A 16,138-nucleotide genomic window follows, 5' to 3' on the forward strand; every position below is an offset into this window, starting at 1 on the left:
CCCGGCGCGCAGGCCCCTACTCGCTGGTCTCGACCACCATCAGCTCGCGCTCGGAAGCGCCGCGCGCGTGGTCCAGCGCTTCCTGGTATTCCGGGCTGTGGTAGCAATCCACCGCCGCTTCAACGCTCGGGAACCTGGCCACAACATTGCGCGGCCGCTCCTTGCCTTCCAGCTGCACGAACCGGCCGCCGCGGGCAATGAACTCCCCGCCATGCTTGGCAATGGCCGGGCCTGCCAATTCGGCATATTTTCCATAGGCGTCGGCATCGGTAACGGTCACATGTGCAATCCAAAGTGCGGGCATCGGAGCCTCCCAGTTTCATAATCTTTCCGGCAGCTTAGGCAAATTGCCGGAAAGACCAAGTGTTTTTTGACCAAATGGTCAGCCAGCCAGCAGTGCCTCCGCGGCCTTGATGGCCTCCTCGGCGCCGGAGAAGTCCTTGCCGCCGCCCTGGGCCATGTCCGGACGGCCGCCGCCGCCCTTGCCGCCCACGGCCGGAACCGCGGCCTTTAGCACATCGACAGCTGAGATGTCGCCGGTCAGATCGTCGGTGACACCGGCCGCCACGGCCACCTTGCCGTCTTCCTCGGCGATCAGCAGGATCACACCGGAGCCGATATTCTGCTTGTGCTTGTCGATCAGCCCGCGCAGGTCCTTGCCGGACACGCCCTGCAGCGCTTGGGCCAGGAACTTGGTGCCATTGACGTCCTTGGCCTCGGCGCTGCCGCCGGAACCGCCGCCCATGGCGACCTGCTGCTTGAGGTTGGAAATCTCGTTCTGCAGCGCCTTGCGTTCGTCCATCATCGCCTTGAGGCGGTCCAGCACATCCGCAGGCTGCGCTTTCAGCGCCGCCGCGACCTCGGCCATCCGGCCTGCTTCACGCTCCAGATGCTCAACTGCCGCCGCACCGGTCAGCGCCTCGATCCGGCGCACGCCGGCAGAGGACGCGCTGTCGCCCAGGATGACGAAGGTGCCGATGTCGCCGGTCTGCTTCACATGGGTGCCGCCGCACAGCTCGATCGAGTAGGTATCGCCGTCGTGGCCCTTTCCGGTTGGCGCACGGCCCATCGAGACAACGCGGACCTCTTCGCCGTATTTCTCGCCGAACAGCGCCTGGGCACCCAGTTCGCGCGCGTCATCCGGGGTCATGATCCGGGTGGAGACCGGCGTGTTCTGGCGGATGAAATCATTCACTTCGGCGCCGACGCTGGCCAGTTCATCCGCACTCATCGCCTTGTTGTGGCTGAAGTCGAAACGCAGGCGGTCCGCAGCATTGAGCGAGCCCTTCTGCGCCACATGTTCCCCCAGCGCGTTGCGCAGCGCCTCGTGCAGCAGGTGGGTGGCCGAATGGTTGGCTCGGATCTTGCTGCGGCGCGCGTGATCCACTTCCATCGCCGCGCCCTTGCCAACGGCAATCTCGCCCTCGGTCACTTCGGCGATGTGCAGGAACAGGCCCTCCACCTTCTTGGTGTCGGTGATGCGGGCCGCGCCGCCCTCAACAGTCAGCACACCGGTGTCGCCCACCTGGCCGCCGCTTTCGCCATAGAACGGCGTCTGGTTCAGGATCACCTGCACCGTGTCGCCCTTGACCGCAGACTGCAGCTGCGCACCGTCCTTGACGATGGCCACGATCTGGCCCTCGGCCTTCTCGGTTTCATAGCCCAGGAAGTCAGTGGTGCCGGCTGCGTCGACAATGTCGAAGTAGACCTTCACATCCGCCGCTTCGCCCAGGCCAATACCGCCCGCGCGGGACTTTTCTTTCTGCTCTTTCATCGCAGCATCGAACCCATCGGTGTCGACCTCAATCTCCTTGGCGCGCAGAGCGTCCTGGGTCAGGTCGAGCGGGAAGCCGTAGGTATCATAGAGCTTGAACGCGGTTTCGCCCGGCAGCACGTCGCCCTTGCCCAGATCGGCAGAGGCTTCGTCCAGCAGTTTCAGGCCGCGGTCCAGGGTCTTGAGGAAGCGGGTTTCTTCCTGCTCAAATGTCTCTTCGATCAGGGCCTGGCCTTGGCCAAGCTCCGGATAGGCCGCACCCATTTTCTGGACCAGCGACGGCACCAGCTTGTGCATCACCGGATCGGTGGCGCCCAAGAGCGAGGCATGACGCATCGCGCGGCGCATGATCCGGCGCAGGACATAGCCGCGGCCTTCGTTCGAGGGCAGCACGCCTTCCGCGATCAGGAAGGAGCAGGAGCGCAGGTGGTCGGCGATCACCCGGTGATGCACGTTCTGGTCGCCGAAGGGATCGGTGTTGGTGACGTTCGCCGAGGCTTCGATCAGCGACTTGAACAGGTCAGTTTCATAGTTGTCGTGGGTGCCCTGAAGCAGCGCCGCAATCCGCTCCAGCCCCATACCGGTGTCGATGGACTGCATGTCCAGGTCAACCATGGTGCCGTCTGCGAACTTTTCGTTCTGCATGAAGACGAGGTTCCAGATCTCGATGAATCGGTCGCCGTCTTCCTCCGGCGAGCCCGGAGGGCCGCCCCAGATGTGGTCGCCGTGGTCATAGAAGATCTCAGTGCAGGGGCCGCAGGGGCCGGTGTCGCCCATCTGCCAGAAGTTGTCCGAGGTCGCGATCCGGATGATCCGCTCCTCCGGCACGCCCATCTTCTTCCAGATGTCAAAGGCTTCGTCATCGGTGTGATAGACGGTGGTGTACAGCCGGTCCTTCGGAATATCGAATTCCTTGGTGATCAGCTCCCAGGCAAAGGGGATCGCCTCATGCTTGAAGTAATCGCCAAAGGAGAAGTTTCCGAGCATCTCAAAGAACGTGTGGTGGCGCGCGGTGTAGCCGACGTTGTCGAGGTCGTTGTGCTTGCCGCCGGCGCGCACGCATTTCTGCGAGGTGGTGGCGCGCTTGTAGTCGCGGGTTTCCACACCGGTGAAACAGTTCTTGAACTGGACCATGCCCGAGTTGGTGAACATCAGGGTGGGGTCGTTGCGCGGCACCAGCGGGCTGGAGTCGACAACTTCGTGCCCCTGTTTGGCAAAGTAGTTCAGAAAGGTTGAGCGGATATCGTTGAGCGTCGGCATGTGCGGGATCTCTTGCGGGCTTAAAACAAGCGTTCCGGGCAGGTTTAACCGTCCGCCTGCGCACTGTCCACAGCGGGAAGCGGCATGGCTCCATGAAAAAGGGCGCAGCTCGCGCCACGCCCTTACCGTTTCCGGTTTTGATCAGATTTTCCAGCGCTTAGGCTTCAAGGATATCGTCCGCATCGTCCGTTTGCGGGCGCTCGAACTCCAGCCCGTGCGACGCACGGATCTTGTCCTCGATATCATAGGCGATGGCCGGATTTTCCTTCAGGAAGGTCTTGGCGTTTTCCCGCCCCTGCCCGATCCGCTCATCCCCGTAGGAGAACCAGGCACCGGACTTGTTGACGACACCGGCCGCCACGCCCAGGTCCAGCAGTTCGCCCATCTTGGAGATGCCTTCGCCATACATGATGTCGAATTCCACCTGCTTGAACGGCGGTGCCACCTTGTTCTTCACGACCTTGACGCGGGTTGCGTTGCCGACCACCTCGTCCCGGTCCTTGATCGAGCCGATGCGGCGGATGTCCAGACGGACAGAGGAGTAAAATTTCAGCGCGTTGCCGCCGGTGGTGGTTTCGGGGGAGCCGAACATCACGCCGATCTTCATACGGATCTGGTTGATGAAGATCACCATGCACTTGGAGCGGCTGATGGAGCCGGTCAGCTTGCGCATTGCCTGGCTCATCAGACGGGCCTGCACGCCGACGTTGCTGTCGCCCATGTCGCCCTCAAGCTCGGATTTCGGGGTCAGTGCGGCCACCGAGTCGACGATCACCATGTTGACCGCGCCGGAGCGCACCAGCGTGTCGGTGATCTCCAGCGCCTGCTCGCCGGTGTCAGGCTGCGAAATCAGCAGCTCATCCAGATCGACGCCCAGCTTGGCCGCATACTGCGGGTCCAGCGCATGTTCCGCGTCGACAAAGGCGCAGACGCCGCCCTTCTTCTGCTGTTCTGCAATGCAGTGCAGGGTCAGCGTGGTCTTGCCCGAGCTTTCCGGGCCGTAGATTTCAATGATCCGCCCCATCGGCAGGCCGCCGATCCCCAGAGCGATGTCGAGCCCCAGAGAGCCGGTCGAGCTTGCCTCGATCTCGTGCATGGCATTGCCATCGCCGAGCTTCATGATAGAGCCCTTGCCGAACTGCCGCTCAATCTGGGCAAGCGCGCTGTCCAGCGCCTTTTGCTTGTCACCGCTTACTTTATTTTTCATGGTCAAAAGATCCGCCATAGTCCCTTGTCCTTTTCTATGTGTCACACACCGGGGCGCGCGGCAATCACTGCTTTGTTCACCTCTTGTTCCTTATGAGATCAAAAAGAGAACATTGCAACAGATTTCTAGTGTACCCACTTCGGGACCGGGGTGTTAAAGATTGGTTTATGGTTAATCGGCAGCAAGATTTTTTACCGGGCAGTTAACGGAATGATGATTTTTTTCAAGGAACGGCTGGCGCTGCTGTCCGTTCCCAAGACCGGAACCACCGCGTTTCAGGCGGCCCTGCGTGACCGCGCCGATCTGGTGATCTCCGACCCGCCGGAGCTGAAGCACGCTCCGCTCTACCGCTACAACCGCTGGATCCGGCCGATGTTTGAAAAGGTCTGCGGTGCTGAACTAGAAGTCGCAGCCGTGATGCGCGAACCCATCAGCTGGCTCGGCAGCTGGTACCGGTACCGCCAGCGTCCGACGCTGGACGGCAAGCCCAACTCCACCAAAGACGTCAGCTTCGACGATTTCCTGCACGCCTATTGCAAGGGCAAGCCGCCTGCATTCGCCAATGTCGGAAGCCAAGCTAAATTCCTGGAGGCCCAGCCCAACGGATGCAAGGTGAGCCAGTTGTTCCGCTACGAGGATCAGGAAGCGTTGAAGGAGTTTCTCGAAGCCCGCCTGGACACGGAGATCCGTCTGGAACGCAAGAACGTCAGCCCTAAGGCCTCCGTGACACTCAGTGAGGAAACAGAGGAACATCTGCGGCGCAAGCGCGCGGCGGAGTTCGAGTTGTACTGCTGCATCCCGGCCCGTTGACAGAAACGAACCGCCGATAACGGCGGTTCACCCGGTCAATGTAGTTGCGCGTGCACCGTCTCGGTCAATTGGTTGAGGGAGAAGGGTTTTGGAAGGAAGACAGAGTTCGGCACATCCGGTTCTGCCTCGCCAAAGGCGCCCTCGGCATAGCCGGATACGAACACAACGCGGGTATCCGGGCGTTCTTTCAGCGCCTCACGAACCCAGCTGGGGCCATCCATGCCAGGCATCACCACGTCGGTTACAAACACGTCCACCGTCAGGCCCGGGTCTTCCAGTGTGCGCAGCGCATCCTCGGCGGATTCGGCCTCCAGCACCGTGTAACCGCGCATCCTGAGCGCTCGGGACGCAAAGGCACGCACCGGTGCTTCGTCCTCAACCAGCAGCACCACCCCTTCGCCATGCTGCGCAGCTGCAGCCTTGTCCGCTGCCGCTTCCGGTTTCTCAGCGGCCATCTGCTCAGCCTGCTGCTTGTAGACCGGGAAGAACAGGGTGAATTGCGTCCCATGCCCCTTTACCGAATCGACAAAGATGTAGCCGCCGGTCTGCTTGATGATGCCATAGGCTGTGGAGAGTCCCAGGCCGGTCCCCTCACCCGTGCGCTTGGTGGTGTAGAACGGCTCAAACACCTTTTGCAGCTTGTCCGGTGCTATCCCCACTCCCTCGTCAGAGACCTTCACAGTCACCCAGTCGCCCGCTGGTACCGTGGCACGGTTCCGCTCCAGCGGTTTATCAAGCGAGATGACTTCGGTCTCGACACGGATCTCACCGCCTTGCGGCATCGCATCGCGGGCGTTCACCACCAGGTTCATCAGCACCTGCTCCAGCTGCCGCTTGTCGGCACGGATCGATTTCATCACCGGATCATGGCTGAGCGTCAGGGTGACCTTTTCCCCCACCAGGCGGTTCAGCAGGTGGGTCAGGTCAGACAGAGTATCCCGCACATCAAGAGTTTCCGGCTGCAGGGTCTGCTTTCGCGAGAAGGCCAGCAGCTGGCTCACCAGCGAGGCCGCCCGGTTGGCGTTTTCGTGGATCTGGATCAGATCGCCGTAATCCTGATCGCCCTGGTCGTGGCGCAAGAGCAGCAGGTCGCAATGGCCGGAAATCGCCGTCAGCAGGTTGTTGAAGTCATGCGCAACACCGCCTGCCAACTGGCCGATCGCCTGCATTTTCTGGCTTTGGACAAATTGCGCCTCCAGCGTCTTCAGCTCTGTTGCATCGTTCAGAACGGCAATCAGCAGCGGCGTCCCGTCCTCTACCACGCGGGTCAGCGTGACCTGAACAAAGACCTCCTTGTCAGAGCGCGACAGCCGCAGGAATTCCGATTTGTTGGGGGCCAGTCCATCCGCGGTGTCGCGTAGCCAGTCCGACATCGGGCGGCCCAGTCCCTCCATCAGCTGACCCAGTTTCAGGCTGGCGCAACTGTCAACGCCAAGAAGCCGAAGTGCCATCCGGTTGCTGCTCAGGATCTCCCCCGAAGGCGCTACCTTGAGAAAAGGCACCGGCAGCGACTCAAACCCGGCCCTGGCAGATTCAAAACTGCTTTCGTCTACCTCCATCAGGAACAGTTCGCTGCGGCCTTGGGTGCGGTTTTGCTCGCTGACCAGCACTTGCACCGGCCCGTTTTTGGTGCTGAGCGTATTGATCTGCCCCGGCAGAACTGGCAGCGCTGGAAACAGCCTGTCAGTGGACTTCACCCGCTCGCCGATCAGGCTGCGGGCGGCTTCATTCATAAACAGCACCGCTCCTGTGCGGCCGACGGTGATCATCGGGACCGGCAGCGCATCGGCGCCGCGGCCATTGCCGCCGCGCTCCAGGATATCCTCTACCCGCCACAGGAAACTGCCGCCGCTCATTTGATGCACCGCCAGACGCACATGACCGCGGCGGGTGACGATGTCCTCACGGGCCGCACCGTCGACCCGGGCGCGGCTCTGCAGCCGGTAGAGCACCGCGGAGGGGTTGGCCAGGATCGACCGCAGCGTGCCCGCCAGCGTTTCACGGCTGGCACCCTCAAACCGCTTTACGGCTGCACCATTGCAAGCATGGATCATTCCATCGCCGTCGGTTACGAAGCTGGGAGTTGCATCCTTTTCGATGAACCCGGTCAGAAGTTCCGCCGCCATCGCCCGCGCATTCAGCCGCATCCGCGTCTGCACCACCAGCAGCACCGCTACGGCCGCCAGCGTCAACCCGACCATGATAAAGCCGCGGCCCATCCAATCCGGAACCGGCAGCATCCAAGGCCCCGTGATCAGCATCACGGCCAGCAGCAAAGTCGCCGCCAGCCTGGCGTGCTCAGGTGCGTCGACGCGCAGTTCCGGAACGGAGGTTTCTTGGCGACCGGACATTACGGCTCCATGGGCAGTAGAGAATGCCGCCATAACGCGGCGGTTTAGGTTAAAACGACGTTAAGAAACACACAGGTTTACAGCCAAAACCCTAACAACCGTGTTTCACACGCGTCAACACGGCAACATAGAACCCGTCGGTTCCGTCCTGCACCTGCCAGCCGTTCTGATCCGTCAGTGCCCACTCAGGGCTTTCATCCCTAAACCTTTGAACCTGGCCGCTATTTTCTCCGTCCAGCATGGAGCAGGTCGCATAAACCAGAACGCCATCCGGCGTGACCAGATCAGCAGCCTTGCGCAGGATTTCACCTTGAATGCGTTGCAGATCGGCCAGCCCCTCCGCGGTCAGACGCCATTTACCCTCAGGTGCCCGCCGCCAGGAGCCTGAACCGGAGCAAGGCACGTCACAGAGAACCAGATCAAACGACCGGCTGCGTGCCAGGTCCGCCGTCGAAAGCAGCGTCACATCCGCCCCGGCGCGCGACGCTCGCTCCGGCAGATCCTTCATCCGCCGCGGGTCGGCGTCATGCGCGAAACACTGGATACTGGCCCGGGCCGCCATCGCCAGAGTCTTGCCGCCGCCGCCCGCGCAATAGTCCAGAACCGTCATACCTTCCTTCAGCGGCAGCCGGTCCGTCACAGCCTGGCTGGCCGCGTCCTGAAGCTCCACCAGACCATCCTGATACGGCTTGGCATTGCGCAGCTTCCGCGCACCGTCTGTCACTTCCAGCGCTGTTGTCGCTGCAGGATGCGGCTCGACGGCAATGTCTTCGGCAGCCAATACCCTTTGCGCCTGTTCCACAGTTGCCCGCGCAGTATTCACCCGCAAATGAACCGGTGCCCGGCTGCGTAGGGCCAGCGCTGCGGCCTCTGCCTGAGCACCAAGGCTGGCGCTGAACTCCGGCCAGAGCCAATCGGGAATGTCCAGCGCCTCCGGCCCTGAGGGCGCGGACGGCAGCGCCCGTTCGGCATCCGTCAGCGGTGCGGGCGCATGGCCTTGGCCGGTAAAGAACTCATCTGGGTCTTGCCCCGCTTCGCGCAGCGCGCCCAAGATCAGACCGCGGCCGCTGCGGGAACCTCCAAGAGCCGCATGCGAGCGAAAGCAGCGCACGGCACCAAACACATGGTCGCGCACCGCGGCCCGGTCCTTGGATCCGGCAAAACGGCTGCGGCGCCCCCAGGAGGTCAGCGCCTTTTCGGCAGGTTCCCCCGCCAGCACCTGATCCAGGATTTCAATGGCCGCCTGCAGGCGGGCGGCGGGGGTCATGCCCCTGCCCCGGTGTCACTTGCGGCCATCATGGTGTCAGCCCACCCGGTAATTCGGCGCTTCGCGGGTGATCTGCACGTCGTGGACGTGGCTTTCCTTCAGCCCCGCTCCGGTGATGCGGACAAAGTTGCAGTTCTTGCGCATCTCATCGACGGTCGCGCAGCCGGTATAGCCCATCGCTGCGCGCAGGCCGCCCACCAGCTGGTGGATCACAGCGCTGGCACCGCCCTTGTACGGCACCTGGCCCTCGATCCCTTCCGGCACCAGCTTGTCGCTGGCCGCGTCCTTCTGGAAATAGCGGTCGGCAGAGCCGCGCGCCATCGCGCCCATTGACCCCATACCGCGGTAGGACTTGAAGGAACGGCCCTGATAAAGGATCACCTCGCCCGGGCTTTCGTCGGTGCCGGCAATCATCGAGCCGACCATGGCGCAGGAGGCGCCGGCCGCAATCGCCTTGGCGAAGTCGCCCGAGAACTTGATGCCGCCGTCCGCAATCACCGGCACATCGCCAGCCGCGGCGGCGCAATCCATGATCGCGGTCAGCTGCGGCACGCCTACGCCCGCCACCATGCGCGTGGTACAGATGGAGCCCGGCCCGATACCAACCTTGACCGCATCGGCGCCAGCGTCGATCAGCGCACGGGTGGCATCACCGGTGGCGACGTTGCCGGCAATCACCTGAATTTTGCTGTACTGCGCCTTGATCCGCTTCACCGCGTCGATCACGCCCGCGGAATGGCCATGTGCAGTGTCCACCACCACAACGTCCACGCCTGCGTCGATCAGCGCCTCGGACCGCTCATACCCGCTGTCGCCGACGGAGCTGGCGGCAGCAACGCGCAGGCGGCCCAGTTCATCCTTGCAAGCAGTGGGGTTCAAAACCGCCTGCTCAGTATCCTTGAGGGTCAGAAGACCGGTCAGCTTGCCGTCCTTATCGGAAACCAGAAGCTTCTCAATCCGGCGCGCCTTCATCAGCGACTTGGCTTCTTCCAGATCGGCGGGCTCCTGCAGCATCGCAAGGTTGTCCGAGGTCATCATCACCGACACCGGGGTGCTGGCGTCGGTGGCAAAGCGCATGTCACGGTTGGTGACGATGCCAACCACGCGGCCAGATCCATCGACAACCGGGAACCCGGTGACACGGTAGCGCTCCTGCAGCGCCTGAGCGTCTGCCAGGGTCTGGTCCGCGGTCAGGGTGATGGGGTTGTAAACGATGCCGGAGACGAACCGCTTGACCCGGCGCACTTCACGGGCCTGCTCTTCAGCATTCAGGTTCTTGTGAATGACGCCCATACCGCCAGCCTGCGCCATCGCAATCGCCATCCGTGACTCGGTCACGGTATCCATCGCCGAGCTCAGCAGCGGGATGTTGAGGGCGATCGACTGGGTCACCCGCGTGCGCGTATCCGCCGTGTTGGGCAGAACGCTCGACGCGCCTGGCACCAGAAGAACATCATCAAAGGTGAGAGCCTCACGAATCTGCATTGGTCGTCCTCATGCATAACCCCGTTTGGCGGTGACCCTATTGCACAGAAACCACCGGGGGGAAAGAGGCCCGGGGCAAGAATTCCTGCACTGCAGCAAATCTTTGATGCGCAGATGATATGGGTCAAAGCGCGCAGCCCGGCGGAAGCTATCAATAAACTTGCAGAAATGATGCAGGATTTCGCCATGACCGGCCCTTTGAACGACATCACCATTCTGGACCTGACCCATGTTTTGGCCGGGCCATACTGTTCCATGATCCTGTCAGACCTTGGCGCCAGGGTGATCAAGGTGGAACGGCCCGGGACCGGCGACGACACCCGCGCCTTCCCGCCCTTCAAACACGGCAGCAGCGCCTATTTCGCCACCATCAACCACGGCAAGCAAAGCATCGCGCTGGATCTGAAGGCGCCGGATGACCGCAAAATCTTCGAACGCCTTCTGGGCCAGGCAGACGTGCTCCTGGAAAACTACCGGCCCGGCGTGATGCAGCGGCTTGGCTACGACTGGGAAAACCTGCACGCTCGGTTCCCGCGGCTGATCTACGGCGCGGTCTCGGGCTTTGGCCACACCGGCCCCGACACCCTGAAACCGGCCTATGACATGGTGGTTCAGGCGCGCGGCGGCGTCATGTCGATCACCGGCGAAAAGAACCGCGAACCGGTGCGGGTCGGCGCCTCCATAGGCGACATCGTTGCGGGGATGTTCCTTGGCCACGGCATTCTCGCCGCACTCCTGGAGGTGCAGAAAACAGGCCAGGGGCGCTTCATCGACGTTGCCATGCTGGACAGCCAGCTGGCCCTGCTCGAACACGCCATCGCCATCACCTCCGTCACCGGCGAAGCCCCCCAGCCCTCCGGTGCGCGGCATCCGTCGATCACCCCGTTTGACACTTTCCACGCTGCGGACGGGCTGTTCGTGATCGCGGCCGGAAATGACGCGCTGTTTGCCCAGCTCTGCGAAGCCCTGCAACTGCCGCTGGCCGTAGACCCGCGTTTTGCCACCAACCCGGCGCGCTGCGAAAACGCCCGCCTCCTGAAACGTTTGATCGAAGCGGTTACACTGGATCAGCCCAAAGCCTACTGGATCGCCCTGCTGAGCGAGGCCGGCGTTCCCACTGGCCCGATCCAGACCGTGGATCAGGTACTGCGGGATCCGCAGATCCTGGCCCGCAACATGGTTGTTGATGTGCTGGATGAAGACGGCCGCCCGGAAAATATGTCCGCCGGCAACCCGATCAAGATGTCCGGCCTGACCGACCCGGCCACGCGCCGCCCTGCCCCGCGGCTTGATGGCAACCGGGCAGAGATTCTGGCGTGGCTTGAAGAAGTTGAAGGACAAGCGGAAGGTTGACTGAAAGTTCCCCGGAAAACGCATTTGAAACTCATCAATTCGTCAAAAATGGCGTCAGCAGACGGGAAAATGCCGCCCATTGCCTTTCGCTTGCCGCAAAAGCCCATATGCTCCGCCTAAATTGCGGAATGAGAAGGCCACAGGCATGACTGACGAACCCCTCGTTGTGTTTACCCCCTCCGGCAAGCGCGGGCGTTTCCCCGTGGGCACGCCGATCCTGACAGCTGCCCGGCAGCTTGGGGTCGATCTCGACTCGGTCTGCGGCGGACGCGGGATCTGCTCGAAATGCCAGATCACCCCCTCCTACGGCGAATTCCCCAAGCACGGCGTGACCGTGCAGGAGGGTGCGCTGAGCGAGTGGAACAAGGTTGAGCAGCGCTACAAGGACAAGCGCGGCCTGATCGACGGCCGCCGCCTGGGCTGCCAGGCCACTGTACAGGGCGACATCGTGATCGACGTGCCGCCGGAGAGCCAGGTCCACCGCCAGGTGGTACGCAAGCGCGCAGAGGCCCGCGACATTACTATGAACCCGTCCACCCGGCTCTATTACGTCGAAGTGGAAGAGCCCGACATGCACAAGCCGACCGGCGACATGGAGCGGCTGATCGAGGCACTGGACGCCCAGTGGAACCTGAAGGGTGTCAAAACCGACCTCCATATCCTGAATGTGCTGCAGCCTGCGCTGCGAAAGGGCGGCTGGAAAGTCACCGTCGCGGTTCACTTGGGCGATGCGAACCACCCGCCCAAGATTATGCACATCTGGCCCGGCTTCTATGAGGGCTCGATCTACGGCCTGGCGGTCGACCTCGGCTCCACCACCATCGCCGCGCACCTGTGCGATCTACAGACCGGTGAGGTCGTGGCCTCTTCGGGGATCATGAACCCGCAGATCCGCTTTGGCGAAGACCTGATGAGCCGGGTTTCCTATTCGATGATGAACAAGGGCGGCGACCAGGAAATGACCCGCGCGGTGCGCGAGGGCATGAACGCGCTGTTCACCCAGATCGCGGCTGAGGCGGAGATCGACAAGGCGCTGATCGTCGATGCGGTTTTTGTCTGCAACCCGGTGATGCACCACCTGTTCCTCGGGATCGACCCGTTCGAACTGGGCCAGGCGCCGTTTGCGCTGGCGACTTCCAACGCGCTGGCGCTGCGGGCGAATGAGTTGGATCTGAACATCCACCCCGCAGCCCGCGTCTACCTGCTGCCTTGTATCGCCGGACACGTCGGTGCCGATGCCGCCGCGGTTGCACTGTCGGAAGCTCCGGACAAATCCGAAGACCTGGTGCTGGTCGTGGACGTCGGCACCAACGCGGAAATCCTGCTGGGCAACAAGGAAAAGGTCCTCGCCTGTTCCTCCCCCACCGGCCCCGCATTTGAGGGCGCGCAGATCTCCAGCGGCCAGCGCGCCGCCCCGGGCGCTATTGAGCGCGTGGAGATCAACCCTGAAACAAAGGAACCTCGCTTCCGGGTGATCGGCTCCGAAATCTGGTCGGACGAGGACGGTTTTGCCGAATCCATCGCCACCACGGGCATCACCGGCATCTGCGGCTCCGGCATCATCGAGGCGATTGCCGAGATGCGTCTGGCGGGTGTTCTGGACGCTTCGGGCCTCATCGGCTCCGCCGAGCAGACCGGCTCCGCCCGCTGCATCGCGGACGGGCGCACCAACGCCTATATGCTCTGGGACGGCTCTGCCGAAGGCGGCCCCACCATTACCGTCACCAACCCGGACATCCGCGCCATCCAGATGGCCAAGGCCGCGCTCTACTCCGGCGCCCGTCTGCTGATGGACAAGTTCGGTGTCGACAAGGTCGACCGCGTGGTGCTGGCCGGTGCCTTCGGCGCCCATATCTCCGCCAAGCACGCAATGGTTCTGGGCATGATCCCCGACTGCGTGCTGGACAAGGTCACCTCGGCAGGCAACGCCGCAGGCACTGGTGCCCGCATTGCGCTCCTGAACACCGAAGCGCGCGGCGAGATCGAGGAAACCGTGCGCCGGATCGAGAAGATCGAGACCGCCGTCGAGCCCCGCTTCCAGGAGCATTTCGTGAATGCGTCGGCGATCCCCAACTCGGCCGAGCCTTTCCCGATCCTGGAAACCGTGGTGACCCTGCCTCAGGTGAATTTCAACACCGGCGGGGGTGACGGCGACGGCGCTGGCGGCGGCCGCCGCCGGCGGCGGCGCGGTTAAGCCGGAACCGGCAAGAATTTCGCGGCGGCGCCCTTGACCTTGGCGCCGCCGCGGCATAATCCTGCCCTCACAAGCGGGTATGGTGAAATGGTATCATGCGAGCTTCCCAAGCTTAAGGCGCGGGTTCGATTCCCGCTACCCGCTCCAGCCTCCCATATTTATCAAACACTTGCCGCACACATTCACTGCGAAACCGGTTGACCGCTCGGATCAAGCATCAGCCGCCTGTTTGTGATAAACTGGCCCGGCACGCCCGCTTTGTCCGGGCTGTTAGTTTGGGAGGGTATCAGTATGACACGTCACTATTTCGCCGCCGCACTCCTGTGCGCCTTCAGCGCCGGGACCGCAACAGCAGGCACAACCTGGGAACAGGGCGGCACCGGAACCGGCATCGCCAGTAACACTCCCATGGAAATTGCCGACGGCCACATGGTGATCCAAACCAGCAGCTCCTACGAGAATGTCGAGATGGAAGACGCCGGACACCCGATGAACGGTGCCGCCGGGCCATGTTTTGGCGCGGTTGAGGCCGCACCGTCCGGGGTGACAGGCGGCGGCATTTGCGCCTTCACCGACAAGGCCGGCGACAAGGTTGTGTTGCATTGGCACGCGGAGGGCATGGATGCCTCCGGTGCCCTGACCGGCAGTTGGAAGCTGAGCGGCGGCACGGGTCCCTGGGCCGGAGCGGAAGGCGGCGGCACGTTCTCGTCGCTGACGGATCCGGCAAGCGGAAACTTCGTCAACACAATCACCAGCAGCGTCACGCTGCCCTGATCAAGGCCGCGGGGCGGTCCCGCCCCGCCGTTTCCGCAAGCGCGGTCAGTCACCGGCCCCGCGGACAAAATCCAGCAAGGCGCGGGTCGAGGCATCCTTGCTCTCTGCGCTTTTCTCACCGTCCAGCAGCGGCGCCAGCGTATTGGCCAGTTCCTTGCCCAGCTCCACGCCCCATTGGTCAAAGGAGTTGATCCCAAGGATCACGCCCTCGACAAACACCCGGTGTTCGTAAAGCGCAATGATCTGGCCCAGCACATACGGTGTCAGCTGGTGGTAAATCAGCGTAGTGGATGGGCGGTTTCCCGGGAACACCCGGTGCCGCGCCTGACGCTCCAGTTCGGCGCCCTCATACCCCCTGGCCCGCATCAGCACGCAGGCTTCCTCCAGACTGCGGCCGCGCATCAGCGCCTCGGACTGGGCCAGACAGTTCGCCACCAGCAGCTTGTGATGATGCGCCAGCTCCGGTTCATGGCCCTGCGCCGCCACAAGGAACTCGGCCGGAATGACCGAAGTGCCCTGATGCAGCAGCTGGTAGAACGCATGCTGGCCATTGGTCCCGGGCTCCCCCCAAACCACCGGGCCGGACGGAAACGGCAAAGGGGATCCATCCATCGCCACCGACTTGCCGTTCGACTCCATCTCCAGCTGTTGCAGATAGGCCGGCAGCCGCCGCAGCCGCTGATCATAGGGCAGCACAGCGCGGGTCGGATAGCCGCAGACCTGATTGTGCCAGATGCCGGTGAGCGCCAGCATCACCGGCATGTTATGCTCCCACGGGGTTCCGCAAAAATGGTCATCCATCGACTTGCCGCCCGCCAAGAAGGCGCGAAAGTTCTCCGGCCCCACAGCCAGCATCAGGCTGAGCCCGATCGGCCCCCAAACGGAATAACGGCCGCCGACCCAGTCCTCAAAACCGAACACTTGATTGCGCGGAATTCCGAATGCTGCCGTCTCCTCCTCAGAGGTCGACAGGGCAAGGAACTGCTTCGCCGGATCGCCGCCGCCCGCCACAACCCAACCCCGTGCTGTCTCGGCGTTGGTCATCGTTTCAATGGTGGTGAAGGTCTTGGAGGCTACAATCACCAAAGTTGTCGCGGGATCAAGCCGCTGCAGGATGTCGTAGATATGCGCGCCATCCACGTTGGACGCGAAATGGCAGCGCGGCCCGTCGTGATAGGGCGCCAAAGCCAAGGTTGCCATCACCGGACCCAGGTCGGAACCGCCGATGCCGATATTGACCACATCGGTAAAGGCGCCGCCAGGTCCCTGCATCGCACCGGAGCGGACACGAGCGGCCAATTTCTCCATCCGCTCAAGGGTTTGGCGAAGCGGTGCGCGGATGTCCTCACCATCAACCAGCAGCTCCGGCCCATCCGGGTCCCGCAACGCTGTGTGCAGGACCGCGCGCTGCTCGGTTTCGTTGATCCGCTCGCCCCGGAACATTGCCTCTCGCTTACTGGCAACCCCCCGTTCGGCGCACAAGCCCGTCAGTGCGGCCCGCACTACAGGCGTGATACGGGTCTTTGAGTAGTCGAACAGCAGATCCCCGCTTCTGATACTGAACGCCGCGGCGCGGGTTGGATCTTTATCAAACAAATCAACGATGTTTTCGCTGCAAACATCGGAATGCAGCGTTTTCAGTTCCGAGAACATGTCTACCTTT

11 protein-coding genes and 1 tRNA gene are annotated in these 16,138 nt (G+C 62.7%); 5 read left to right on the forward strand and 7 right to left on the reverse strand.

What is annotated here, in order from left to right:
• Positions 1 to 16: 16 nt before the first annotated feature.
• The 3 genes from GKC28_RS11400 to recA form a co-directional block, all read right to left on the reverse strand.
• Positions 17 to 304: a DUF1330 domain-containing protein gene (locus tag GKC28_RS11400; protein WP_174147010.1), complete on the reverse strand. Its 288-nt coding sequence runs from the start codon at positions 302 to 304 to the stop codon at positions 17 to 19.
• A gap of 78 nt (positions 305 to 382) precedes the next feature.
• Positions 383 to 3,034 (reverse strand): alanine--tRNA ligase, encoded by a 2,652-nt coding sequence (gene alaS, locus GKC28_RS11405; protein WP_174147011.1) that lies wholly within the window; start codon positions 3,032 to 3,034, stop codon positions 383 to 385.
• Positions 3,035 to 3,191: 157 nt separating this feature from the next.
• Positions 3,192 to 4,259 carry a recombinase RecA gene (gene recA / locus GKC28_RS11410; RefSeq protein WP_174147012.1) on the reverse strand — a complete coding sequence of 356 codons (1,068 nt, stop codon included), beginning with the start codon at positions 4,257 to 4,259 and terminating at the stop codon, positions 3,192 to 3,194.
• 192 nt (positions 4,260 to 4,451) lie between these two features.
• Here recA and GKC28_RS11415 point away from each other — a divergent pair, with 192 nt between their 5' ends.
• The gene (locus tag GKC28_RS11415) at positions 4,452 to 5,051 is read left to right on the forward strand and encodes a gamma-glutamyl kinase (RefSeq protein ID WP_174147013.1); all 600 of its coding nucleotides are present in this window, start codon (positions 4,452 to 4,454) and stop codon (positions 5,049 to 5,051) included.
• A gap of 35 nt (positions 5,052 to 5,086) precedes the next feature.
• Here GKC28_RS11415 and GKC28_RS11420 read toward each other — a convergent pair whose 3' ends face one another.
• From GKC28_RS11420 to guaB, 3 genes are all read right to left on the reverse strand, one after another.
• Positions 5,087 to 7,402: an ATP-binding protein gene (locus GKC28_RS11420; protein WP_174147014.1), complete on the reverse strand. Its 2,316-nt coding sequence runs from the start codon at positions 7,400 to 7,402 to the stop codon at positions 5,087 to 5,089.
• Between the two features lie 91 nt (positions 7,403 to 7,493).
• Positions 7,494 to 8,669 carry an RsmB/NOP family class I SAM-dependent RNA methyltransferase gene (locus GKC28_RS11425; RefSeq protein WP_174147015.1) on the reverse strand — a complete coding sequence of 392 codons (1,176 nt, stop codon included), beginning with the start codon at positions 8,667 to 8,669 and terminating at the stop codon, positions 7,494 to 7,496.
• Positions 8,670 to 8,705: 36 nt separating this feature from the next.
• The gene (guaB, locus tag GKC28_RS11430) at positions 8,706 to 10,154 is read right to left on the reverse strand and encodes an IMP dehydrogenase (protein ID WP_174147016.1); all 1,449 of its coding nucleotides are present in this window, start codon (positions 10,152 to 10,154) and stop codon (positions 8,706 to 8,708) included.
• A 186-nt stretch (positions 10,155 to 10,340) separates the two neighbouring features.
• Here guaB and GKC28_RS11435 point away from each other — a divergent pair, with 186 nt between their 5' ends.
• The 4 genes from GKC28_RS11435 to GKC28_RS11450 all read left to right on the forward strand — a co-directional run bounded on the left by GKC28_RS11435 (position 10,341) and on the right by GKC28_RS11450 (position 14,475).
• Entirely contained in the window at positions 10,341 to 11,507 is a 1,167-nt protein-coding gene (locus GKC28_RS11435) for a CaiB/BaiF CoA-transferase family protein (RefSeq protein ID WP_174147017.1), read from the forward strand.
• A gap of 145 nt (positions 11,508 to 11,652) precedes the next feature.
• Positions 11,653 to 13,701, forward strand: coding sequence for an ASKHA domain-containing protein (locus GKC28_RS11440; RefSeq protein ID WP_174147018.1), 2,049 nt, complete (start codon positions 11,653 to 11,655; stop codon positions 13,699 to 13,701).
• A gap of 73 nt (positions 13,702 to 13,774) precedes the next feature.
• Positions 13,775 to 13,848, forward strand: a tRNA-Gly gene (locus GKC28_RS11445).
• A 144-nt stretch (positions 13,849 to 13,992) separates the two neighbouring features.
• The gene (locus tag GKC28_RS11450) at positions 13,993 to 14,475 is read left to right on the forward strand and encodes a hypothetical protein (protein WP_174147019.1); all 483 of its coding nucleotides are present in this window, start codon (positions 13,993 to 13,995) and stop codon (positions 14,473 to 14,475) included.
• A 45-nt stretch (positions 14,476 to 14,520) separates the two neighbouring features.
• On the opposite strand, the gene pgi is transcribed toward GKC28_RS11450, so the two are convergent.
• Positions 14,521 to 16,128 carry a glucose-6-phosphate isomerase gene (gene pgi, locus GKC28_RS11455; RefSeq protein ID WP_174147020.1) on the reverse strand — a complete coding sequence of 536 codons (1,608 nt, stop codon included), beginning with the start codon at positions 16,126 to 16,128 and terminating at the stop codon, positions 14,521 to 14,523.
• Positions 16,129 to 16,138: the final 10 nt, after the last annotated feature.

Origin of the sequence: Leisingera sp. ANG59, assembly GCF_013317235.1 — a bacterium.
GTDB lineage: Bacteria > Pseudomonadota > Alphaproteobacteria > Rhodobacterales > Rhodobacteraceae > Leisingera.

What these genes read in the sequence shown, in the direction of transcription:
- GKC28_RS11400 (WP_174147010.1), bottom strand. Translation starts at nt 304, where the DNA reads ATGCCCGCACTTTGGATTGCACATGTGACCGTTACCGATGCCGACGCC.
- alaS (WP_174147011.1), bottom strand. Translation starts at nt 3,034, where the DNA reads ATGCCGACGCTCAACGATATCCGCTCAACCTTTCTGAACTACTTTGCC.
- recA (WP_174147012.1), bottom strand. Translation starts at nt 4,259, where the DNA reads ATGGCGGATCTTTTGACCATGAAAAATAAAGTAAGCGGTGACAAGCAA.
- GKC28_RS11415 (WP_174147013.1), top strand. Translation starts at nt 4,452, where the DNA reads ATGATGATTTTTTTCAAGGAACGGCTGGCGCTGCTGTCCGTTCCCAAG.
- GKC28_RS11420 (WP_174147014.1), bottom strand. Translation starts at nt 7,402, where the DNA reads ATGTCCGGTCGCCAAGAAACCTCCGTTCCGGAACTGCGCGTCGACGCA.
- GKC28_RS11425 (WP_174147015.1), bottom strand. Translation starts at nt 8,669, where the DNA reads ATGACCCCCGCCGCCCGCCTGCAGGCGGCCATTGAAATCCTGGATCAG.
- guaB (WP_174147016.1), bottom strand. Translation starts at nt 10,154, where the DNA reads ATGCAGATTCGTGAGGCTCTCACCTTTGATGATGTTCTTCTGGTGCCA.
- GKC28_RS11435 (WP_174147017.1), top strand. Translation starts at nt 10,341, where the DNA reads ATGACCGGCCCTTTGAACGACATCACCATTCTGGACCTGACCCATGTT.
- GKC28_RS11440 (WP_174147018.1), top strand. Translation starts at nt 11,653, where the DNA reads ATGACTGACGAACCCCTCGTTGTGTTTACCCCCTCCGGCAAGCGCGGG.
- GKC28_RS11450 (WP_174147019.1), top strand. Translation starts at nt 13,993, where the DNA reads ATGACACGTCACTATTTCGCCGCCGCACTCCTGTGCGCCTTCAGCGCC.
- pgi (WP_174147020.1), bottom strand. Translation starts at nt 16,128, where the DNA reads ATGTTCTCGGAACTGAAAACGCTGCATTCCGATGTTTGCAGCGAAAAC.